The organism is Microbacterium sp. Yaish 1 (assembly GCF_002245215.1).
Lineage (GTDB): Bacteria > Actinomycetota > Actinomycetes > Actinomycetales > Microbacteriaceae > Microbacterium.
The window spans coordinates 707,129-727,246 of sequence record NZ_NPMR01000002.1; the positions used below are offsets into that span (position 1 = coordinate 707,129).

Below are 20,118 nucleotides of genomic sequence, written 5' to 3' on the forward strand. Positions count from 1 at the left end.
GGACCGCGCTCAGCCCGCGGTCTCGACGCCGTTGCGCTCAGCCCACACCTGTCGGGCGATCTGCGCGAACGCCTCGGCCGGCTGCGCTCCGGAGACGCCGTACTTGCCGTCGATGACGAAGAACGGGACCCCGTTGATGCCGTACGCGCGCGCCTGGTCCTGGTCGGCGCGGACGGCCGGCAGGTGCTCGCCAGATTCGAGCGCGGCCCGGATGGCGTCGCGGTCGAGACCGACCTCGGCCGCGAGCTCGACCAGCTCGTCGATGCGGCCCACATGGCGGCCCTCGGTGAAGTACGCCGCCATCAGGCGCTCGGTCATCTCGTGCTGACGGCCCTCCGCCTTGGCAGCGTGCAGCAGCTCGTGCGCCTTGACCGTGTTGGTGTGCTGGAGGATGTCGAAGTGGTAGTCCAGACCCGCATTCTTCGCGACGCCGGTGACGTTGTCGAGCATCTGCTGCACCTGCTCGCGCGGCATCCCCTTGTGGCTCGACAGGAAGTCGAGCTCGTCGCCCTCGAAGTCGACCGGGGTGTCGGGCGAGAGCTCGAACGAGTGGAAGGTCACCTCCACGCGCGGGGCGTCTTCGTCATCCGCCGTGGCCGCGAGGCCCGACTCGAGGTTGCGCTTGCCGATGTAGCACCACGGGCAGGCGATGTCGCTCCACACGTCGATCTTGATTGCGTCCGTCACACCGGGTGCAACGTCCCGGGGCGCGCGAGCTATTCCCGCGACCGCGTCAGGCGGTGGGAGCGTCGACGGCGCCGCCGAAGCGGCGGTCGCGCGAGAGGTAGAGCTGGATCGCGCCCCACAGGTCCGATCGCGAGAAGTCGGGCCACAGGGTGTCGAGGAACACCATCTCGGCGTACGCCGCCTCCCACAGGAGGAAGTTCGAGGTCCGCTGCTCCCCGCTCGAACGGATGAACAGGTCGACGTCGGGCATGTCGGGCACGTAGAGGTGCCGGCGCAGGGCCTTCTCCGTGATCGCGGAGGGCTTCATCCGCCCCGCGGCGATCTGCTCCCCCATCGCGCGCATCGCGTCGATGATCTCGTGACGCCCGCCGTAGTTGACGCACATCGTCAGCGTCAGCACGTCGTTGCCCCGGGTGAGCTGCTCGGCGTACTGGAGCTCGGAGATGACCGATCCCCACAGGCGCGGCTTGCGCCCTGCCCACCGCACGCGCACGCCCCACTCGTTGAGCTGGTCGCGGCGGCGGTGGAGGACGTCGCGGTTGTACCCCATGAGGAAGCGCACCTCGTCGGGCGACCGGGACCAGTTCTCGGTCGAGAACGCGTAGACACTCAGGTGCTTCACGCCCGCCTGGATGGCGCCGGCGACGACGTCGAGCAGCACCTCTTCGCCGGCGCGGTGGCCCTCGATGCGCGTGAGGCCACGGCGGTTGGCCCATCGTCCGTTGCCGTCCATGACGATCGCGACGTGGTTCGGGACGCCGCCCCGTGGGAACGCCGGCGGGTACACCCCGGTCCAGTCGAGGGGGCGATAGGGAACCGCGTCGCGGTGCGTGTACGGCTTGGGACTCATCGGTTCGAGCCTAGGCGGTCGAGCCGTGCGCCCTCACAGGCGTCAGCGCGCCGCGCCGATGTGACCGAGCGATCGGATGCCGCGTTCGAGATGCCACTGGGCATAGGCCGCGATCAGCCCCGATGCGGCGTTGGCGGTGCCGGGGCTGCCCGCATCGACGGTCTCCCACTCGCCGGCGATGAGGGCGCGCAGACGCGCTCCGGTCTCGGGGGCGATGCGGGCAGACCCCGCGGGGGCACACGCGTCGCACACCGATCCCCCCAGCGGCGCGACGAACCCGTCGTGGGGGCCCGGGCGCCCGCAGCGGGCGCAGGCGTCGAGCGACGGCGCCCAGCCCGAGAGCGCCATGGCTCTGAGCAGGTACGAGTCGAGCACGGCGCGGCTGTCGTGGTCGCCGCGGGCGAGGGCGCGGAGCCCGCCGACGAGCAGCAGGTACTGCTGCGGCGTCGTCTCGGCCTCGTTGAGGCGATCGGCGGCCTCGACCATCGCGGACGCCGAGGTGTAGCGGTCGTAGTCCGTCGCGATGTCGGCACCGTAGGAGCCGAGCGACTCGGCCTGCTGCACGATGTCGAGCGAGCGCCCTTTGTACATCTGGACGTCGGCGACCATGAACGGCTCCAGCCGCGCACCGAATCGGGACGATGTGCGCCGCACGCCTTTCGCGACGCCGCGCAGCTTGCCGTGCCGCCGGCTGAGCATCGTGACGATGCGATCCGCCTCGCCCAGCTTGTGGGTGCGCAGGATCACGACCTCGTCGCGGTAGGTGGGCACTCTTCAATTATCGCGCTGACCGACGACAATGGTTCCGTGGCGCAGTCTCAGTTCGTGATCCCGCTCTGGGCGGATCTCACCGCCGTCGGGCTCGGCGGGGTCCAGGGCGCCCTTTTCGCTTCCGGATTCGTCGGCAAGCAGCGGCTCGATCCGCTCGGCGTCGTGATCATCGGCATCCTCATCGGAATGGGCGGCGGCCTCATCCGCGATCTGCTCCTGGGAGTTCAGCCGGTCACGCTGCAGAGCAACTGGTATCTCATCACCGCGACCTCGGCCGCTCTGGTCGGGATGCTGCTGTCGAACCTGTTCCAGCGACTCAACGCCGTCATCATCGGGCTCGACGCCGTCGTCATCGGCATGTTCGGGGCGTTCGGGACGAGCAAGGCCCTCGTGCTCGGGCTGCCGATCGTCCCCGCGATCTTCATCGGCTCGTGCGCCGCCGTCGGCGGCAGCATGCTGCGCGACGTCATCCTCGGGCTGCCGGTCGCCATCATGCACGTCGGCTCGCTCTATGCGATCGCTGCCGCCGCCGGGTGCGCGGTGCTCGCCGGAGCGTCAGCGCTGGGCGCGCCCATCGTGGCCGCCGCCATCGTGGGCATCGCGGTGACCACCGTCATCCGCCTGCTCGCGGTCGTGTTCGACATCTCCCTGCCCGAGCAGCGCGCCCTCCACCGGCGCAAGGTCGCGGCGGAGACAGCGTCGATCCCGATCGTCAAGCCCTGAGACCGCGGGGCAGCGCAACGCATCCCGCGAAACGACGAAGGCCCCGCCGAAGCGGGGCCTTGATCGAAGAACGGCTTACTTGGAGCCGAAGTTCTTGAAGCGCTGGTTGAACTTCTCGACGCGGCCGGCCGAGTCCATGATGCGCTGCTTGCCCGTGTAGAACGGGTGCGAGGCGGACGAGATCTCGACGTCGATGACCGGGTAGGTCTCGCCGTCCAGCTCGATCGTCTTGTCGCTCGAGACCGTCGAACGGGTCAGGAAGGTCTCGCCGGAGCCGAGGTCGCGGAAAACGACGGCGCGGTACTCGGGGTGGATGTCAGTCTTCATGGGATTCCTTACGTGGTGCCCTGGATTTTGCCAGGGCGAGGGAAGTCTGCGATGCGTCTGCACCAAAGAGCGATCCTACCAGGTTCAGGATGCCGCCCGAGCCGCGTAGCGTCCGCGCTCCTCGGTGAGCGCGATGGGCAGCCCGAACGTCTCGGTGAGATTCTCGGCGGTGAGCGTCTCGGCCAGCGGCCCGGCGGCGACGACGCTCCCCTCGCGCAGCAGGAGCACGTGCGTGAACCCGACCGGGATCTCCTCGACGTGGTGCGTCACCATGATCATCGCGGGGGTGGTCGGCGCCTGGGCGTACCCGCCCAGGAGGGCGAGCAGTTCCTCGCGGGCGCCGAGGTCGAGGCTCGCCGTCGGCTCGTCGAGAAGCAGCACCTCGGGGTCAGTCATGACGGCGCGGGCGATCTGGACGCGCTTCTGCTCGCCGTCGGAGAGCGTGCCGAACGTCCGCTCGGCGAGGCCGTCGAGCTTCCACTCCGCCAGCACGCGCATGGCACGCCGCTCGTCGATGTCCTCGTAGTCCTCGCGCCACCGCCCGGTCACGGCGTACGCCGCTGTGAGGACCACGTCGAGCACGGTCTCTTCGGCCGGGATGCGCCGGGCCATCGCCGACGAGGCGAACCCGATGCGCGGGCGCAGCTCGAACACGTCGGTCCGCCCGAGGCGCTCCCCCAGGATCTCCACGGTTCCCGAGGTGGGGTGCAGAAGGCTCGCCGCGAGCTGCAGCACCGTCGTCTTGCCCGCACCGTTGGGCCCGAGCACCACCCAGCGCTGATCATCGGAAACCGACCAGTCGACCCGGTCGATGATGTTCCGGGCGTTTCGGCGGACGACGACGTCGGAGAACTCCAGGACCTGCGGCATGGGTTCAGCCTAGCGGCCGAGCCCCGCCACTCTCGCGTACAACGCGGCGGTCTCGTCGGCGATCGCCGACCAGCTGAACGAGCTGGCGGCACGCTCGCGGCCCGCGGCGCCGTAGCGTCGCGCCCTGTCGGGATCCGAGACGACCTCGGTGAGCGTGGCAGCCAGATCAGCGACGAACTTCTCGGGATCGAGCGGAGTCCCGGTACCGTCGTCGGACTGCTCGATCGGCACGAGGCGCCCGGTCTCGCCGTCGACCACGACTTCCGGGATGCCGCCGGTCGCGGTCCCGACGACGGCTGCGCCGCACGCCATCGCCTCGAGGTTGACGATGCCGAGCGGCTCGTAGACCGACGGGCAGACGAAGGTCGTGGCCGCGGTGAGGATCGCGCAGAGCTCGTCGCGCGGCAGGAACTCCTCGATCCAGACGACCCCCGAGCGCTCGGCTTGCAGCTCGCGCACGAGGCCCTGCACCTCGGCCATGATCTCCGCCGTGTCGGGCGCTCCCGCGCAGAGGACGACCTGCACATCGGCGGGAAGCAGACGCGCGGCCCGCAGGAAGTACGGCAGGCCCTTCTGCCGCGTGATGCGTCCGACGAAGACCACCGAGGGGCGGGCGGGGTCGATGCCGTGGCGCTCGAGGACGGCGGGATCGTCGACCGGCCGCCACGACTCGACGTCGATGCCGTTGTAGATCACCGACACCTTCTCGGGATCGAGATCGGGATAGCTGCGCAGGATGTCGCGGCGCATGCCGTCGCTCACGGCGATGACGGCCGCCGCGTTCTCGTAGGCGGTCTTCTCGATGTAGCTCGACACGGCGTAGCCGCCGCCCAGCTGCTCGGCCTTCCACGGCCGCAGCGGCTCGAGGGAGTGAGCGGTGACGACGTGCGGGATGCCGTGGAGGAGGGAGGCGAGGTGCCCGGCGAAGTTCGCGTACCAGGTGTGACTGTGCACCACGTCGGCGCCGGCGACATCCCCGACGATCTCGAGATCGGTGCCGAGCGTCTGGAGCGCGGCGTTGGCGTCGGTCAGCCCGGCGGGCGTCGCGTAGGAGGTCGTGTCCGGCTCGTCCCGGTCCGCTCCGAAGGCCCGGACCTGCACCTCCATCGTCTCGCGCAGGGCGCGGACGAGCTCGGTGACGTGCACCCCCGCTCCGCCATAGATCGCGGGAGGATACTCCTTCGAGACGATGTCTACACGCATGGGTCGAACGCTAGTACAGGAGCGTTCGGCGGGCCTAGTGTGGTGCCATGCCAGCAGCGCCCAAGGTCTTCGGAATCGTTCTCGCGGGCGGGGAGGGTAAGCGCCTGATGCCGTTGACGGTGGATCGCGCCAAGCCCGCGGTCCCGTTCGGCGGCCAGTACCGCCTGATCGACTTCGCGATCTCGAACCTCATCAACTCGGGCCTGCGCCAGGTCGTCGTCCTGACCCAGTACAAGTCGCACAGCCTCGACCGCCACGTGTCGCAGACCTGGCGGATGTCGGCGCTGCTCGACTCCTACGTCGCCTCGGTTCCCGCCCAGCAGCGCCTGGGCAAGCGGTGGTTCTCGGGCTCGGCCGATGCGATCCTCCAGTCGCTGAACCTCATCAACGACGAGAAGCCCGACATCGTCGTCGTGATCGGCGCCGATCACGTCTACCGCATGGACTTCCGTCAGATGCTCGACGCCCACCTCGCCTCGGGCGCGCGGGCGACGGTGGCCGGCATCCGCCAGCCGATCGGCCTGGCCAACCAGTTCGGCGTCATCGACGTCGACCCCGCCGACGAGACCCGCATCCGCGCCTTCCTCGAGAAGCCCCAGGACCCCACGGGGCTGCCCGACTCGCCGCACGAGGTGCTGGCCTCGATGGGCAACTACATCTTCGACACCGACGCCCTCATCGAGGCGGTCGAGGCCGATGGAGAGCTGCCGACGTCGAACCATGACATGGGCGGCGACATCATCCCCTACTTCGTCGACCGCGGCGAGGCCGCCGTGTACGACTTCAAGCGCAACGACGTGCCCGGGTCGACCCCGCGCGACCGCAACTACTGGCGCGACGTCGGCACGATCGAGTCGTTCTTCGACGCGCACATGGACCTCATCTCGACGCTGCCGATCTTCAACCTGTACAACACCGACTGGCAGATCCACTCGCAGGCCGTGAACTCGCCGCCCGCGAAGTTCGTGCGCGACAGCGTCGGGCGCATGGGCAACGCGATCGACTCGATCGTCTCCCTCGGCTCCGTGCTGTCGGGAACCCACCTCGAGCGCAGCGTCGTCGGCCCGTGGACGCTCTCCGGAGGCGGTGCGACGATCACCGACTCCGTGCTGTTCGACTACGTCAGCGTCGGCGCCGGGGCGCGTGTGCACCGGGCGATCCTCGACAAGAACGTCGTGCTCGAAGACGGCGCCACGGTCGGCGTCGACCGTGAACGCGACCTCGCGCGCGGCTTCACCGTGACCGACACCGGCATCACCGTCGTCGGCAAGAACGCGCGCGTCGAGCGCTGACGCGCGTTCCCGCTAGCGTGGTGGTCATGCCCCACGCGCGTTTCCTCGTCGTCTTCGATGCCGACTCGACCCTCCTGCGCAACGAGGTCATCGAGCTCATCGCCGACGAGGCGGGACGTGGCGCGGAGGTCGCCGCCGCGACGGAAGCGGCGATGCGCGGGGAGGTCGACTTCGCGTCGAGCCTGCGCTCACGCGTCGCACAGCTCGCGGGAGTGCCGCTCACGGCCTTCGACCGGGTGCGGTCGCGCGTCGAGCCGACGCCGGGCGCGCGAGAGCTCATCGCGGCGATCCACGAACGCGGCGGCGTGGCTGCCGTCGTCTCGGGGGGCTTCCACGAGGTGCTCGATCACATCGCTCCCGGGCTGGGGGTCGACCTGTGGCGCGCCAATCGGCTCGGCTCGGACGGCGCGACGCTGGACGGCACGGTCGCGGGTGACATCGTCGACGCAGAGGCCAAAGCGGCGTCCCTGCGCGAATGGGCGGATGATCACGAGGTTCCCCTCGCCCGGACGATCGCCATCGGCGACGGGGCGAACGACCTGCGGATGATGGCGGCCGCCGGCCTCGGCATCGCCTTCAACGCCAAGCCCGCGGTGCGTCGCCAGGCGGATGTCGTGATCGGCCCGGTCGACCTGCGACAGGTCATCGCGCTCCTCCCCTGAGCCGAGGCTGTCGCCTGTCCGGGCCGAGCGCTACGGTCGGGTCATGCACGTGATCCTCATCCCGGGCCTCTGGCTCGACGCCTCGTCCTGGGACGACGTGGTCCCCGCCCTCCGCGATGCGGGACATCACCCGCATGCCCTCACGATGCCCGGTGTCGGTGACACCGCCGGCGCGGCCTCGACGACCCTCCGCGAGTGGGTCGACGCGGTGGTCGCCCGCATCGACGACCTTCCCGGCCAGCTCGCTCTCGTGGGGCACAGCGGCGGCGGGAACGTCGCGTGGGCTGCCGCCGACCGGCGCCCCGATCGCATCGCGCGGGTCGTCCTCGTCGACACCCTCCCACCCGCGCCCGGCGCCGAGATCTCGGCGTTCCCGGTCGTCGACGGCGTCGTTCCGTTCCCCGGTTGGGAGTTCTTCGACGAGCCGGATGTCGCCGATCTCGACGACGGCACGCGCGCCCGGTGGGCGGCCCGCACGCATCCGGTTCCGGCCGCGGTGCCGACCGATGCGGTCGACCTGGATGACGCTCGCCGTCACGGCATCCCGGTGACCATCCTGTCGGGCTCGGCCGACGAACCGGGTATCCGCGAGATGCTGGCGGCCTGGCCGCCCTTCCTCGCCGAGTTCGAGGCACTCGAAGACGTCACGGTCGTCGAGCTCGGCTCAGGTCACTGGCCCCAGTTCTCGCAGCCCGATCGACTCGCGCGCGAGATCGTCGCCGCCCTCGTGTAAGGCTCGGCGCCGCGTCAGTGTCCCATTCCGAGACCGCCGTCGACCGGGATGACGGCACCGGAGATGTATGCCGCGTCATCGGAGGCGAGCCACGCCACGGCTCCGGCGACCTCGGCGGACGAGCCGTAACGACCCGCCGGAATGCTGCGCTTGTACTCGGCCTGCGTCTCTTCGGGAAGGGCCGCGGTCATGTCCGTCTCGATGAAGCCCGGGGCGACGACATTCGCGGTGATACCGCGGGCGCCGAGTTCGCGGGTGAGCGAACGGGCGAACCCGACGAGAGCCGCCTTCGACGAGGAGTAGTTGATCTGTCCCGCCGAGCCGAACAGGCCGACGACGCTCGAGATGAGGATGACGCGACCCCACTTGGCACGCAGCATGCCCTTCGACGCCCGCTTGACGACGCGGAAGGCGCCGCCGAGGTTGGTCGCGACGACCGAGTCGAAGTCGTCCTCGGTCATGCGGAGCAGGAGCGTGTCCTTCGTGATGCCGGCGTTCGCGACGACGACCTCGACCGGACCCAGCTCGCTCTCGACCTGGGTGAACGCGGCGTCGATGGATGCCGCGTCCGTCACATCGGCGCGGACGGTCAGCGCCCCCTCGGGTCCCTCACCCGAACGGGCCGTCACCGCGACGCGGTGGCCGTCGGCGATGAAGCGCTCCGCGATCGCGCGGCCGATGCCGCGATTGCCTCCGGTGACGAGAACGACTCGGGACGTGGACATACGACTCTCCTGTGTCTGCGGCGGGAACCTCGCAAGCCTAGCCGCAGCGCGCACGACGCCCGCGAACGATAAGCTGGCGGCCCGACGTCGACGAGGAGCAGATGTGAGCGACCAGCCCCAGCCGCAGCAGCCGTACCCCGCGCCCGGGCAGCCCGCCTCCGGCGCGCCCGTCCCGCCCCCGGCTCCGCCGTACGCGACCCCGCCGCAGCAGCAGGCGTACCAGCCGGCCGGGTATCCGCTTCCGGCGTACGGCCAGGGCGGCGGCTACCAGCCGCAGAAGACGAACACGCTCGCGGTCGTGTCGATGATCGCCTCGATCGTGGGCTTCATCTGGCTGCTCCCGGTCATCGGGTCGGTCGCCGGCGTGATCATGGGCCACATCTCGCTGTCGCAGATCAAGCGGACGAACGAGAACGGGCGGGGGATGGCGCTGGCCGGCCTGATCGTCGGCTACGCGGGCCTCGCTCTCGCCATCGTCGGCATCATCATCGTCGCTTCGCTCATCGGCTGGGCCATCGAGCAGGACAGCTACAGCACCTACTCGTCGAGCTTCTGAGACCGGCCTCCCCCGGCCGCGCGGGCGTATCCTTGTTGCACCGTGAAGCATCAGCCCGCCACACCGTCGGCGACCTCGCTCCCGCGAGCCCCGCACGACGACTCGAACCGTCGCATGACGAAGTACTTCATCATGATGGCGGTGCGCGTGGTGTGCTTCGTTCTCATGGTCGTCATCGCCCCCTACGGCTGGCATACGGCGGCCTTCGCCGTCGGAGCGGTGTTCCTGCCGTACATCGCCGTCGTGATCGCGAACGTGGGAGACGATGTGCGAGAGCCCGCTGCCGTCTCGCCCCTCGCGGCACTCCCCGAGCGCCCGGAACAGGCGACGAGGGAGCCCCAGGCGCCTGCGAAACCGACCGTCATCGAGATCCGGGAGTCACGGCCGGAGTGAACGACATCGAGTGCTCCCGCGCCGGATGCCGCGCGTCGGCACGGTGGCGGGTCATCTGGCGCAATCCCCGCATCCACGCCGCCGACCGGCGCAAGATCTGGGTGGCGTGCGACGACCACGTCGCGTACCTGCGCGAGTTCGTCGCGGCACGGGACTTCCCCGTGAGCGTGGAGCGTCTCGTCGTGGACACGACCGAGGCGGGCGGGGCATGAGAGGCAAGACCGCCCTGCGCTGGACCGGCTATGTCGCCGTCGCCATCGCCTTCGCGATCGCCTGCGCCTACCTGTCGAACTGGCAGTTCACGCGCAACGAGGAGCGGAGCGCGCAGCTCGAGCTGGTCGAGCGCAACTACGACGCCGATCCTCTGCCGCTGTCGGAGATCCTCCCGTCCGGGACGGAGCTCGATCCGGCCGACGAGTGGCACCCCGTGGAGCTCATCGGCCGATACCGGGCCGACGACCAGGTGCTGGTGCGCAACCGTCCGCACGGAGGCACGTCGGCCTTCGAGGCCCTCGTGCCGTTCGAGACGACGGACGGGCGGATCTTCATCGTCGATCGAGGCTGGGTCCCTCCGGCATCCGACAGCCCCGAACCCGCCGCGATCGCCGCACCGCCCTCGGGCACGGTCACGGTGGTGGCTCGGCTGAAGCCCGCCGAAGCCGCGCCGACATCGGGGCGCTCGGCCCCCGACGGTCAGGTCCCGACGATCAACGTCGACCTGGTCGCCGACGAAGCCGGCCTCACCGGCGATGTCGTGACGTCGGCGTACGGGCTCCTCGTCTCCGAGGATCCCGCCCCGGCCGACGGTCTCGGGGCCATGCCGATCCCGTCCGAGGACCCGGGACCGCACCTTTCGTATGCGATCCAGTGGATCCTGTTCGCGATCATGGGCTTCGTCTTCATCTGGTACATGATCCGCACCGAGCGCCGGCACCGGCGTGAGGACGAAGAGGATGCTGCTGCGGCCGCCGCGCTCGCCACCCCGGAGACAGCCGAATCGCGCGTCCCCGCCGCCGCGGCATCCGGCCCGCGCGAGGCGTCGGTCGTCCCGGCGAGCCTCCGGCGCCGTCGTGACGTCAAGCGCGACCGCGACATGGAGGACGAGGACGCGATCCTCGACTCGACGCGCAGCTGATCGCGCCCCGGGCCGTCAGGCCAGGGTGATGAGCTCGAGGTAGTCGCGTCCCCAGATGTCCTCGACACCGTCGGGCAGGATCAGCACACGCTCGGGATTGAGCGCCTCGACGGCGCCCTCATCGTGCGACACCAGCACCACGGCGCCCTCGTAGTGGGCGAGCGCGCCGAGGATCTCGTCGCGCGACGCGGGGTCGAGGTTGTTGGTCGGCTCGTCGAGCAGCAGCATGTTGGCCGACGAGACGACGAGGGTCGCCAGCGACAGACGGGTCTTCTCACCGCCGGAGAGCACCCCGGCGGGCTTGAGCACGTCGTCTCCGGTGAACAGGAACGATCCGAGCACCTTGCGCGCCTCGGTCTCGGTGATGTCGGGCGCGGCAGACATCATGTTCTGCAGCACCGACCGCGTCACATCGAGGTTCTCGTGCTCCTGCGCGTAGTAGCCGATGCGAAGGCCGTGCCCGGGCTCGAGCACGCCGGTGTCAGGCTGATCCACGCCCGCGAGGATGCGCAGCAGCGTCGTCTTGCCGGCACCGTTCAGGCCGAGGACGACGACCTTCGACCCGCGGTCGATGGCGAGATCGACGTCCGTGAAGATCTCCAGCGAACCGTAGGACTTGGACAGCCCCGACGCCATGAGCGGCGTCTTGCCGCACGGTGCGGGCTTGGGGAAGCGAAGCTTCGCGACCCGGTCCTCCTGGCGCACCTCGTCGAGACCCGAGAGGAGCTTCTCGGCACGCGCCACCATCTGATGCGCTGCTGCGGCCTTGCTCGCCTTCGCTCCGAAGCGCGCAGCCTGCTGCTGCAGGGCGGTCGCCTTCTTCTCGGCGTTCGCGCGCTCCTTCTTGCGGCGCTCCTCGTCCGCGACGCGCTGGCGGAGGTAGTTCTTCCAGTTCATGTTGTAGACGTCGATGACCTGACGCATGGCGTCGAGGTAGAAGACGCGGTTCACGGTCTCGCCGACGAGTTCGACGTCGTGGCTGATGACGATCAGGCCGCCCTTGTATCCCTTGAGGAACTCCCGCAGCCACACGACGCTGTCGGCATCGAGGTGGTTCGTGGGCTCGTCGAGGATCATCGTCTGCGCGTCCGAGAACAGGATGCGGGCCAGCTCGATGCGCCGCCGCTGCCCGCCGGAGAGGGTCTTCAGCGGCTGATCGAGGATGCGGTCGGGCAACGACAGGTTGTGGGCGATGGATGCGGCCTCGGCCTCGGCCGCATAGCCGCCGAGCGCCTCGAACCGCTCCATGAGATTGCCGTAGCGGCGCATGGCCTTGGCCGCCGAGGCTTCGTCATCGGAACCCATCTCGAGCGACGCGCTCTGCATCTCCACCGCGATCGTGCCGAGGCCGCGGGCGTCGAGGATGCGCGTGCGCGCGAGCATCTCCGGATCACCTGAGCGCGGGTCCTGCGGCAGGTAGCCGAGCTCGCCCGAGCGTTCGACCTTGCCGTCACTGGGCAGGAGGTCGCCGGCGAGCACCTTGGTGAGAGTGGTCTTGCCCGCGCCGTTGCGTCCGACGAGTCCGATCTTGTCGCCGTCGGAGACGCGGAAGGACACGTCCGACATCAGCGTGCGCGCACCCACGCGGATTTCGAGGTCGTGCACGGCGAGCACAGCGATCGTCCAATCGTCAGGAACAGGGAGGGGCGGCCGAACGGCCAGCCTCTCATCCTACTCGTTGTCGGCACGGCCGCTCTTCGAGCCGCCGCACACCCGAGCACCTTCAGGGCGACTGCAGTGGATTGGCAGGATCGGCACGGCCGACGTAAAGTAAGCCTGCCCTTACTCACCTCTCCTCTGGAGGATCCTGTGCCCCGCATCCGCACAGCCGCCGCAGCCCTCATCGCAGCCACGCTGCTCCTCGCCGGCTGCGGTTCGACCGCGGCTCCCGACTCGGCGCCCGCCGCCTCGGGGGACGCGTCGTCCGACGCCTTCCCCGTCACCATCGATCACGCGTTCGGCCAGACCACGATCGAGAGCAAGCCCACGCGGGTCGCGACCGTCTCGTGGGGAAACCAGGAGGCCGCACTCGCCCTGGGCGTCGTCCCCGTCGGCATGCCCTCCGTGACCTGGGGAGACGACGACGGCGACGGCATCCTCCCCTGGGTGAAGGACAAGCTCGATGAGCTCGGCGCCGAGACCCCCGTTCTCTTCGACGAGGCCGAGGGCATCGACTTCGAGGCCGTCGCCGATACCCAGCCCGACGTCATCCTCGCCGCCTACTCGGGACTGACGCAGGACGACTACGACACCCTGACCAAGATCGCCCCGGTGGTCGCGTATCCCGACATCGCCTGGGGCACCAGCTGGCAGGAGCTCACGGTCATGAACGGCACGGCCCTCGGGCTCAAGGACGAGGCGGAGACCCTCGTCGACGACCTGACGACCCACCTGAACGATCTGACGGGCGCCTACCCCGACATCGCCGGCAAGACGACGCTGTTCAGCTCCTTCGACGCGACCGACCTGAGCCAGATCGGCTTCTACTCGACGGCCGACCCGCGGCCGCTGTTCCTCGAGGACCTGGGGCTGACCCCGGCGGCGACCGTCGCCGAGCAGTCGAAGGGCACCGACCAGTTCTGGATCACCAACAGCACCGAGGAGATCGAACGGTTCGCCGACCTGCAGGTGCTCGTGACCTATGGCGACGACGCCACGCTCGCGGCGATGCAGGCCGACCCGTTGCTCTCGCGGATCCCCGCCGTCGCGTCGGGAGCCGTCGTGGTACTGCCCGCGGCGAACGACCCGCTCGCCGCAGCGGCCAACCCCAGCCCCCTGTCGATCACCGACCCCCTCACCTCGACGTACGTCGACATGATCGGCGCCGCCGCCGCGAAGGCGTCCTCGTGACCGCAGTCGACCTGCGCCGGATGCCGTGAGCGTTCCGACCATGACGACGGCCCCCGCCGCCGTGAGCGCGCCCCCGCGGCGCGGCTCCCGGCGGCGGCGGGTCGTCTGGCTCGTCACCCTGGCGCTGCTCGTCCTGGTGGCGAGCATCGTCTCGGTGACGTTCGGAACGCGCGCGGTCTCCTTCGACGACATCATCGCGGGCCTCACCGGCAGCATCGAGAGCACCTCGGCGGCCGCCGTCTCCAAGCGCGTTCCGCGAACGGTGCTCGCGTTGGTCGTCGGCGCGGCCCTCGCCGTGTCGGGCGCCGTGATGCAGGGAGTCACGCGCAACCCCCTCGCGGATCCGCAGATCCTCGGCATCAACGGCGGTGCATCGCTCGCGGTCGTCATCGGGCTCGCCTTCTTCGGCGTGTCCAGCGCCTTCGGCTACATCTGGCTCGCCATGCTGGGCGCGGCGATCGCAGCCGTCTTCGTCTACACGATCGGATCCCTGGGCCGCGGCGGCGCGAGCCCCCTCAAACTCGCTCTCGCGGGGGCGGCGACGGCGGTCGCCTTCAGCTCGCTGATCAGCGCCATCCTCCTCCCCCGCATCGACGTCATGAGCGTCTTCCGGTTCTGGCAGATCGGCGGTGTCGGCGGCGCCACCGTCGAGAAGATCCTCCTCGTGCTCCCCTTCCTCGCGGTCGGCATGGTCATCTGCCTCGCGGCGAGCGCCGCACTCAATTCGCTCGCGCTCGGCGACGAGCTCGCCGCGGGGCTCGGCGAGCGCGTCCGCACGGCTCGCCTGGTCGCCGCACTCGGTGCCGTCATCCTCTGCGGCGCCGCGACCGCCGTCGCCGGCCCCATCGGCTTCGTCGGGTTGATCGTGCCGCACATCTGCCGCCTGCTCGTCGGTCCCGACCACCGCTGGCTCCTCCCCGTCTCGGCGCTCGTCGGCGGGGGGCTTCTCATCGTCGCCGACGTCGTCGGCCGTGTCATCGCGCGCCCTCAGGAAGTCGAGGTCGGAATCGTGACCGCGCTCATCGGAGCCCCGTTCTTCATCGCGATCGTCCGCCGACAGAAGATGCGCGCCCTGTGACCTCCACCGCCGCCGCCCGTCCGACCATCGACGTCGTCGTCGCCGGTCGCGCGCGTCGCGCCTGGCGCAGACGGATCGTCCTCGGCTCGCTGCTGGCAGCGGTCATCGTCATGTACGCGGTCTCGCTCATGGTCGGCCAGACCTTCTACACGCCAGCGGAGGTCTGGGGCGTCATCACCGGCCAGACCGTTCCCGGCGCCTCGTTCACCGTCGGCGAGCTACGACTCCCCCGCGCCACCGTCGCACTCCTCACGGGTCTGTGCTTCGGCATGGGCGGCGCCGTGTTCCAGACGATGCTGCGCAATCCGCTCGCCAGCCCCGACATCATCGGCGTCAACGCGGGCGCGAGTGCCGCGGCGGTCGTCGGCATCGTCTTCCTGTCGCTCAGCGAGGCGGGCATCTCGCTGCTGGCCACCGTCGCCGCACTCGCGACCGCGCTGATGATCTACCTGCTCGCGTTCAAGGACGGCGGCGCGGGCGCGCGCTTCATCCTCATCGGCATCGGGGTCGCCGCGATCTTCAACAGCGTCGTCTCCTACGTCCTCTCCCGAGCGGCCGAATGGGACCTGCAGGCCGCGATGCGGTGGATCACGGGCAACCTCAACGGCGCCTCCTGGGATCAGGCGGTCCCGCTGGCGCTCACGATGGTCGTGGTCGTTCCGGTCCTGCTGTGGCTGACTCGCGACCTCGAGCTCATGCGCCTCGGCGACGACACCGCGGCAGCTCTCGGCGTCCCCGTCGAACGCCGCCGCGTCCTGCTCATCATCGCCGCCGTCGCGCTCCTGGCCTTCGCCACCGCAGCCGCCGGCCCGATCTCGTTCGTCGCGTTCCTCTCGGGCCCGATCGCCGCGCGGATGCTGGGACCGGTCGGATCCCCCGTCCTCGCCGCGGGTCTCTTCGGGTCGCTCCTCGTGCTGGTCGCCGATCTCACGGCGCAGTACCTGCTGGGCATCCGCCTGCCCGTGGGAGTCGTCACCGGGGTGCTCGGTGCTCCGTATCTCATCTTCCTGCTCATCCGCAGCAGCCGTTCAGGAGGCTCACTATGACCGCGGACCGCTCTCTCGAAGCGCGCGGCGTCCGTCTCGGCTACGGCGACCGCGTCATCGTCGACGAGCTCGACCTCGTGGTCCCCGGGGGCCGCATCACCGCGATCGTCGGCGCCAACGCGTGCGGCAAGTCGACGCTGCTGAAATCGATGGCGCGGCTCCTGACCCCGCGGGCCGGCAGCGTGCTGCTCGACGGGAAGGACATCCATCGGCTGCCCACGAAGCGGGTGGCGCGTGATCTCGGTCTGCTGCCGCAATCGCCGATCGCCCCCGAGGGCATCACGGTCTCGGATCTCGTGAGCCGCGGACGCACGCCCCATCACGGCCCGCTGGCCCGCTGGACGCGGGCCGACGACGAGGCGGTCGCCCAGGCGCTCGATGCGACGGACACGGCCGTCATCGCCGATCGCGCCGTCGACGAACTGTCGGGCGGACAGCGGCAGCGCGTGTGGATCGCGATGGCGCTGGCACAGCAGACCGATGTGCTCCTGCTCGATGAGCCGACGACGTTCCTCGACGTCAGCCACCAGATCGACGTCCTCGATCTGCTCACCGACCTCAACCGCGATCGCGGCACGACGATCGTGATGGTCCTCCACGACCTGAACCTCGCCGCGCGGTACGCCGACTACCTCGTCGCGATGGCCGGCGGGCACCTCTACGGGGCCGGCGACCCGGGAGAGGTCCTGACCGCCGAGACCGTGCGCGCGGTGTTCGGGCTCGACAGCCGCGTCATCCCCGACCCGCTCACGGGGCGGCCGCTCGTGCTCCCCATCGGGCGTCACCATGTGCCCGCAGAGCTGATTGGAAATCCATGACTCGCCCCGCGCTCGACTTCTTCCGCGTCTCCGTCTCGGCCATCACCGATCTGACCCCGAGCTTCCGGCGCTTCACCTTCCGCGGCGACGACCTGGCGGAGTACGGCGACCCCGGGTTCGACCAGCGCGTGAAGATCCTCTTCCCCACCGACACCGCGTCCATCGACACCATGCCGACGGGCCCCGACTGGTACGAGGGCTGGCGCGCCCTCTCCCCCGACGCGCGCCCCGTGATGCGGACGTACACGACGCGCGCCGTCCGGCCCGCGCTGCGCGAGGTCGACATCGATATGGTCGCGCACGACGTCCTCGGGCCGGCGTCGGCATGGATCGCCGATGCCCGCATCGGCGACGAGGTCCTCATCCTCGCACCGACGACCGCGCACACTGGAGTGAGCTACGGAATCGATTTCGTCCCGCCCGCCGACACCGACGCGATCCTGCTGGCCGGCGACGAGACGGCCGCGCCGGCGATCGCAGTGATCCTCGAGCAGCTCCCGGCCGACGCGCGCGGCACGGTGGTGCTCGAGCTCCCGACGACCGGCGACCTCGACTATCTGCCGCACCACCCGGGGTTCGAGCGCCGGATCGCGGCGCGCGCGCACGAGGACGAGCGCCACAGCCACCTGATCTCGACGGTGGAAGAGACGGCGGCCCGGCTGGCGCCGGCGGGCATCGGCGCCGAGGTCGAGGAGATCGACGTCGATGCCGACATCCTCTGGGAGGTGCCGCGCACCGCCAAGGGCGGCGCCGCCCTCAAGCGAGCCCCCCTCTACGCCTGGCTCGCCGGCGAGGCGTCGGCGATCAAGACGCTGCGACGCCACCTGGTCGGCACCGTCGGCGTGGATCGCCGAGCCGTCGCGTTCATGGGCTACTGGCGGCTCGGGCGCTCCGAGAACTGAGAGCGCCCGAGCGACGAGTCGCCAGGAACTGCGGGTGTGAGGGGCCCGGTATCCGCGTTCTCTGGCGAGTCGACGGGGGTGCGGGCGTGACTCAGCTGCGGGTCAGCACCGTCTGACGTGCGAAAGCGCCGACTCGGCTGACGGCGTCGCGGAGCACGTCGGGCCCGCAGCCGAAATTCAGACGCACGTGCCCGACGCCCTCGGCGCCGAAGAAGGGGCCGTGGTGAAGGGCGACCCGGGCGCCTTCCCGGATCGGGTCGGCCGGGTCGTCGCCCCAGCCGTAGGCCGACACGTCGATCCACGCGAGGAACCCCGCGTCGGGGATGCGATAACGCGCGAGCGGAAGGTGCTCGGCCAACAGCTCCCCCAGCAGCAGCCGGTTGTGATCCAACCGAACGAGCAGACTGTCGAGCCAGGCATCCGATTCGGGTGAGAAGGCGGCGATCGTCGACAGCGCGCCGAACAGACCGGTGCGCCACTCGACCTCCCAGGGCAGGCCGCGAACGACGCCCGCATTCCCCTCGGACGCGGTCACGATCACCGCGCACTTCAGGCCGGCGAGGTTGTACGCCTTTGATGCGCTCGTCACCGCGTAACCGACGGCGGCGGCCTCCGGCGAAGCCGTGAGGAAGGGGACGAAGGCGACCTCGGCGCTCGCGAGAGGTCCGTGGATCTCGTCGCTGATCACGACGGCGCCGTATCGGTGCGCGAGAGTGGCGAGCGCGCGCAGGGACTCGACCGAGTGCACGGTTCCCGTGGGGTTGTGGGGGTTGCAGAGCAGTACAGCCCGCGCACCGCCGATGAGCGCCTGCTCGATGCCGTCGAGATCGAGTTCCCAGCCCGAACCGGTGTCGGTGAGCGGCACCTCTTCGACGATGGCTCCCGCCTCGGCGACCGTATCGAAGAACGGCGGGTACACCGGCGGGTTGACCACGACTCGCTCACCGGGAGCGACCGTGGCGCGCAGGAGCTCGACGATGCCCATCATGACGTCCCCGGTCCAGCGGACCCGGCTCGAGTCGACCGTCCACCCCCATCGCCGCTGGGCGAACCCGACGAAAGCCTCCGCGATACCGGGCTGCGGAGGCGTGTATCCGGTGTCGCCGATCTCCACCGCTTCGCGCAGCGCACTCGTGATCGGCTCCGCGAGCGCGAAATCGGTCTCGGCGACGAACATCGGGATGACGTCGTGCGGGTACGATCGCCATTTCGTGCTCGACCGTCGCCGCAGCGTCTCGAGCGGGAGGGCGTCGAGGGGCTGGATGCTCATCCGGCGAGCCTAGCCGGGGCACCGGGCGGGTCGCCCGCAGGTGTCGCCGCATGACGAAAGCCCCCGTCTCCGCCGTCGGGCGGTGGCGGGGGCTCGTCTGAGGGACGTCGTCAGATCGCGAAGCCGAGGGCACGCATCATGTCGCGGCCATCGTCCGTGATCCGCTCGGGACCCCACGGCGGCATCCACACCCAGTTGATGCGGAAGCGATCCACGACGTTGTCGAGAGCCTGAGCCGTCTGCTCCTCCAGCACGTCGGTCAGCGGGCAGCCCGCCGACGTCAGCGTCATGTGGATGATGAGAGCGTCGTTCTCGTCGTCCCACGCGAGGTCGTAGATGAGACCCAGGTCGACGACGTTGATCCCCAGCTCGGGATCCATGACGTCCTTGAGAGCCTCGGTGACCTCGTCGTACTTCTCGGGCGCGAGTGTTGCGGTCATGTAACGATCTTACGCGTCGACGGGGGTGTCGGCGTCGAGGAAGCGGTCGTAGCCCTCTTCCTCGAGTCGGTCGGCGAGCTCGGGCCCGCCCTCCTCGACGATCCGGCCCTTGACCATGACGTGGACGAACTGGGGCTGGATGTAGCGCAGGATGCGGGTGTAGTGCGTGATCAGGAGCACGCCCAGGTCGGTGTCGGCCTTCGCGCGGTTCACGCCCTCGGAGACGATCTTCAGCGCGTCCACGTCGAGGCCGGAGTCGGTCTCGTCGAGCACCGCGATCTTCGGCTTGAGCAGCTCGAGCTGGAGGATCTCGTGGCGCTTCTTCTCACCGCCCGAGAACCCCTCGTTGACGTTGCGCTGCGCGAACTTCGGGTCCATGCGCAGGTTGGCCATCGCCTGCTTGACGTCCTTGGTCCACGACCGGATCGCCGGAGCCTCACCCGCGACGGCCGTCTTGGCCGTGCGGAGGAAGTTGGTGACGGTGATGCCGGGCACCTCGACCGGGTACTGCATCGCGAGGAAGAGGCCCGCGCGCGCCCGCTCGTCGACGGACATCTCGAGGACGTCCTCACCGTCGAGCGTGATCGAGCCACCGGTCACGGTGTACTTGGGGTGTCCGGCGATCGCGTAGGCGAGCGTCGACTTGCCGGAGCCGTTGGGCCCCATGATCGCGTGGGTCTCGCCGGTGCGCACCGTGAGGGTGACACCGTTGAGGATCGGGGTGGCCCCCGCCTCGGTCTCGACCGTCACGTGCAGGTCGCGGATCTCGAGAACAGACATGTCGGGT

24 protein-coding genes are annotated in these 20,118 nt (G+C 69.9%); 13 read left to right on the forward strand and 11 right to left on the reverse strand.

Annotation, left to right across the window (positions count from 1 at the left end):
* Nucleotides 1-9 precede the first annotated feature (9 nt).
* Genes CI089_RS12480 through recO form a run of 3 tightly spaced genes read right to left on the reverse strand, consistent with a single transcriptional unit; the run spans nt 10 to nt 2,308 of the window.
* On the reverse strand, nt 10-687 hold the full coding sequence (locus CI089_RS12480) for a DsbA family oxidoreductase (protein ID WP_094261837.1): 678 nt from the start codon (nt 685-687) through the stop codon (nt 10-12).
* 46 nt (nt 688-733) lie between these two features.
* Nucleotides 734-1,537 (reverse strand): isoprenyl transferase, encoded by an 804-nt coding sequence (locus tag CI089_RS12485; RefSeq protein ID WP_094261838.1) that lies wholly within the window; start codon nt 1,535-1,537, stop codon nt 734-736.
* Nucleotides 1,538-1,579: 42 nt separating this feature from the next.
* Entirely contained in the window at nt 1,580-2,308 is a 729-nt protein-coding gene (gene recO, locus CI089_RS12490; protein WP_023951403.1) for a DNA repair protein RecO, read from the reverse strand.
* 36 nt (nt 2,309-2,344) lie between these two features.
* Between recO and CI089_RS12495 the strand changes: the two genes are divergently transcribed.
* Nucleotides 2,345-3,031: a trimeric intracellular cation channel family protein gene (locus CI089_RS12495; protein ID WP_023951404.1), complete on the forward strand. Its 687-nt coding sequence runs from the start codon at nt 2,345-2,347 to the stop codon at nt 3,029-3,031.
* A gap of 75 nt (nt 3,032-3,106) precedes the next feature.
* On the opposite strand, the gene CI089_RS12500 is transcribed toward CI089_RS12495, so the two are convergent.
* From CI089_RS12500 to glgA, 3 genes are all read right to left on the reverse strand, one after another.
* Nucleotides 3,107-3,358, reverse strand: coding sequence for a type B 50S ribosomal protein L31 (locus tag CI089_RS12500; protein ID WP_018186539.1), 252 nt, complete (start codon nt 3,356-3,358; stop codon nt 3,107-3,109).
* Between the two features lie 84 nt (nt 3,359-3,442).
* Nucleotides 3,443-4,228, reverse strand: coding sequence for an ABC transporter ATP-binding protein (locus tag CI089_RS12505; RefSeq protein WP_094261839.1), 786 nt, complete (start codon nt 4,226-4,228; stop codon nt 3,443-3,445).
* A 9-nt stretch (nt 4,229-4,237) separates the two neighbouring features.
* A complete protein-coding gene (gene glgA, locus CI089_RS12510) occupies nt 4,238-5,431 on the reverse strand; it encodes a glycogen synthase (RefSeq protein ID WP_094261840.1) in 1,194 nt (397 codons plus the stop codon).
* Nucleotides 5,432-5,478: 47 nt separating this feature from the next.
* Between glgA and glgC the strand changes: the two genes are divergently transcribed.
* The 3 genes from glgC to CI089_RS12525 are packed head-to-tail and all read left to right on the forward strand — an operon-like array spanning nt 5,479 to nt 8,118.
* Complete coding sequence (gene glgC, locus CI089_RS12515; protein WP_088380347.1) at nt 5,479-6,723, forward strand: glucose-1-phosphate adenylyltransferase; 1,245 nt, start codon at nt 5,479-5,481, stop codon at nt 6,721-6,723.
* Between the two features lie 26 nt (nt 6,724-6,749).
* Nucleotides 6,750-7,385, forward strand: coding sequence for a phosphoserine phosphatase SerB (serB, locus tag CI089_RS12520; RefSeq protein WP_094262485.1), 636 nt, complete (start codon nt 6,750-6,752; stop codon nt 7,383-7,385).
* A 43-nt stretch (nt 7,386-7,428) separates the two neighbouring features.
* Nucleotides 7,429-8,118 carry an alpha/beta fold hydrolase gene (locus tag CI089_RS12525; RefSeq protein ID WP_094261841.1) on the forward strand — a complete coding sequence of 230 codons (690 nt, stop codon included), beginning with the start codon at nt 7,429-7,431 and terminating at the stop codon, nt 8,116-8,118.
* A gap of 14 nt (nt 8,119-8,132) precedes the next feature.
* On the opposite strand, the gene CI089_RS12530 is transcribed toward CI089_RS12525, so the two are convergent.
* Nucleotides 8,133-8,843 (reverse strand): beta-ketoacyl-ACP reductase, encoded by a 711-nt coding sequence (locus tag CI089_RS12530; RefSeq protein WP_064956815.1) that lies wholly within the window; start codon nt 8,841-8,843, stop codon nt 8,133-8,135.
* Nucleotides 8,844-8,946: 103 nt separating this feature from the next.
* Between CI089_RS12530 and CI089_RS12535 the strand changes: the two genes are divergently transcribed.
* From CI089_RS12535 to CI089_RS12550, 4 genes are read left to right on the forward strand one after another with little or no spacing between them, the layout of a single operon-like run.
* Complete coding sequence (locus CI089_RS12535) at nt 8,947-9,399, forward strand: DUF4190 domain-containing protein (protein ID WP_256977955.1); 453 nt, start codon at nt 8,947-8,949, stop codon at nt 9,397-9,399.
* A gap of 42 nt (nt 9,400-9,441) precedes the next feature.
* On the forward strand, nt 9,442-9,792 hold the full coding sequence (locus tag CI089_RS12540; protein WP_256977956.1) for a DUF3099 domain-containing protein: 351 nt from the start codon (nt 9,442-9,444) through the stop codon (nt 9,790-9,792).
* A complete protein-coding gene (locus CI089_RS12545) occupies nt 9,789-10,004 on the forward strand; it encodes a hypothetical protein (protein WP_094261843.1) in 216 nt (71 codons plus the stop codon). The genes CI089_RS12540 and CI089_RS12545 overlap by 4 nt, the downstream gene beginning before the upstream one ends.
* Complete coding sequence (locus CI089_RS12550) at nt 10,001-10,927, forward strand: SURF1 family cytochrome oxidase biogenesis protein (protein ID WP_094261844.1); 927 nt, start codon at nt 10,001-10,003, stop codon at nt 10,925-10,927. The genes CI089_RS12545 and CI089_RS12550 overlap by 4 nt, the downstream gene beginning before the upstream one ends.
* Before the next feature lie 15 nt (nt 10,928-10,942).
* Here the strand turns inward: CI089_RS12550 and CI089_RS12555 are convergent, their stop codons facing one another.
* On the reverse strand, nt 10,943-12,541 hold the full coding sequence (locus CI089_RS12555) for an ABC-F family ATP-binding cassette domain-containing protein (protein ID WP_094261845.1): 1,599 nt from the start codon (nt 12,539-12,541) through the stop codon (nt 10,943-10,945).
* Between the two features lie 195 nt (nt 12,542-12,736).
* Between CI089_RS12555 and CI089_RS12560 the strand changes: the two genes are divergently transcribed.
* Genes CI089_RS12560 through CI089_RS12580 form a run of 5 tightly spaced genes read left to right on the forward strand, consistent with a single transcriptional unit; the run spans nt 12,737 to nt 17,621 of the window.
* On the forward strand, nt 12,737-13,777 hold the full coding sequence (locus CI089_RS12560) for an iron-siderophore ABC transporter substrate-binding protein (RefSeq protein ID WP_094261846.1): 1,041 nt from the start codon (nt 12,737-12,739) through the stop codon (nt 13,775-13,777).
* Nucleotides 13,778-13,817: 40 nt separating this feature from the next.
* Complete coding sequence (locus tag CI089_RS12565; RefSeq protein WP_094262487.1) at nt 13,818-14,855, forward strand: FecCD family ABC transporter permease; 1,038 nt, start codon at nt 13,818-13,820, stop codon at nt 14,853-14,855.
* Entirely contained in the window at nt 14,852-15,901 is a 1,050-nt protein-coding gene (locus CI089_RS12570; protein WP_094261847.1) for a FecCD family ABC transporter permease, read from the forward strand. The genes CI089_RS12565 and CI089_RS12570 overlap by 4 nt, the downstream gene beginning before the upstream one ends.
* On the forward strand, nt 15,898-16,719 hold the full coding sequence (locus CI089_RS12575; RefSeq protein WP_094261848.1) for an ABC transporter ATP-binding protein: 822 nt from the start codon (nt 15,898-15,900) through the stop codon (nt 16,717-16,719). The genes CI089_RS12570 and CI089_RS12575 overlap by 4 nt, the downstream gene beginning before the upstream one ends.
* Nucleotides 16,716-17,621 (forward strand): siderophore-interacting protein, encoded by a 906-nt coding sequence (locus tag CI089_RS12580; protein ID WP_094261849.1) that lies wholly within the window; start codon nt 16,716-16,718, stop codon nt 17,619-17,621. Before CI089_RS12575 ends, CI089_RS12580 begins: the two co-directional genes overlap by 4 nt.
* A 91-nt stretch (nt 17,622-17,712) precedes the next feature.
* On the opposite strand, the gene CI089_RS12585 is transcribed toward CI089_RS12580, so the two are convergent.
* The 3 genes from CI089_RS12585 to sufC form a co-directional block, all read right to left on the reverse strand.
* The gene (locus tag CI089_RS12585; protein WP_094261850.1) at nt 17,713-18,891 is read right to left on the reverse strand and encodes a MalY/PatB family protein; all 1,179 of its coding nucleotides are present in this window, start codon (nt 18,889-18,891) and stop codon (nt 17,713-17,715) included.
* 110 nt (nt 18,892-19,001) lie between these two features.
* Entirely contained in the window at nt 19,002-19,331 is a 330-nt protein-coding gene (locus tag CI089_RS12590) for a metal-sulfur cluster assembly factor (RefSeq protein WP_023951434.1), read from the reverse strand.
* A 9-nt stretch (nt 19,332-19,340) separates the two neighbouring features.
* Complete coding sequence (gene sufC, locus CI089_RS12595) at nt 19,341-20,111, reverse strand: Fe-S cluster assembly ATPase SufC (RefSeq protein ID WP_023951436.1); 771 nt, start codon at nt 20,109-20,111, stop codon at nt 19,341-19,343.
* Nucleotides 20,112-20,118 lie beyond the last annotated feature (7 nt).

Bases quoted from the DNA above. Each gene is read 5' to 3' on its own strand.
- CI089_RS12485 (WP_094261838.1), bottom strand. From the start codon at position 1,537: ATGAGTCCCAAGCCGTACACGCACCGCGACGCGGTTCCCTATCGCCCC.
- CI089_RS12500 (WP_018186539.1), bottom strand. From the start codon at position 3,358: ATGAAGACTGACATCCACCCCGAGTACCGCGCCGTCGTTTTCCGCGAC.
- CI089_RS12505 (WP_094261839.1), bottom strand. From the start codon at position 4,228: ATGCCGCAGGTCCTGGAGTTCTCCGACGTCGTCGTCCGCCGAAACGCC.
- glgA (WP_094261840.1), bottom strand. From the start codon at position 5,431: ATGCGTGTAGACATCGTCTCGAAGGAGTATCCTCCCGCGATCTATGGC.
- glgC (WP_088380347.1), top strand. From the start codon at position 5,479: ATGCCAGCAGCGCCCAAGGTCTTCGGAATCGTTCTCGCGGGCGGGGAG.
- serB (WP_094262485.1), top strand. From the start codon at position 6,750: ATGCCCCACGCGCGTTTCCTCGTCGTCTTCGATGCCGACTCGACCCTC.
- CI089_RS12525 (WP_094261841.1), top strand. From the start codon at position 7,429: ATGCACGTGATCCTCATCCCGGGCCTCTGGCTCGACGCCTCGTCCTGG.
- CI089_RS12530 (WP_064956815.1), bottom strand. From the start codon at position 8,843: ATGTCCACGTCCCGAGTCGTTCTCGTCACCGGAGGCAATCGCGGCATC.
- CI089_RS12550 (WP_094261844.1), top strand. From the start codon at position 10,001: ATGAGAGGCAAGACCGCCCTGCGCTGGACCGGCTATGTCGCCGTCGCC.
- CI089_RS12565 (WP_094262487.1), top strand. From the start codon at position 13,818: ATGACGACGGCCCCCGCCGCCGTGAGCGCGCCCCCGCGGCGCGGCTCC.
- CI089_RS12575 (WP_094261848.1), top strand. From the start codon at position 15,898: ATGACCGCGGACCGCTCTCTCGAAGCGCGCGGCGTCCGTCTCGGCTAC.
- CI089_RS12580 (WP_094261849.1), top strand. From the start codon at position 16,716: ATGACTCGCCCCGCGCTCGACTTCTTCCGCGTCTCCGTCTCGGCCATC.
- CI089_RS12585 (WP_094261850.1), bottom strand. From the start codon at position 18,891: ATGAGCATCCAGCCCCTCGACGCCCTCCCGCTCGAGACGCTGCGGCGA.
- CI089_RS12590 (WP_023951434.1), bottom strand. From the start codon at position 19,331: ATGACCGCAACACTCGCGCCCGAGAAGTACGACGAGGTCACCGAGGCT.
- sufC (WP_023951436.1), bottom strand. From the start codon at position 20,111: ATGTCTGTTCTCGAGATCCGCGACCTGCACGTGACGGTCGAGACCGAG.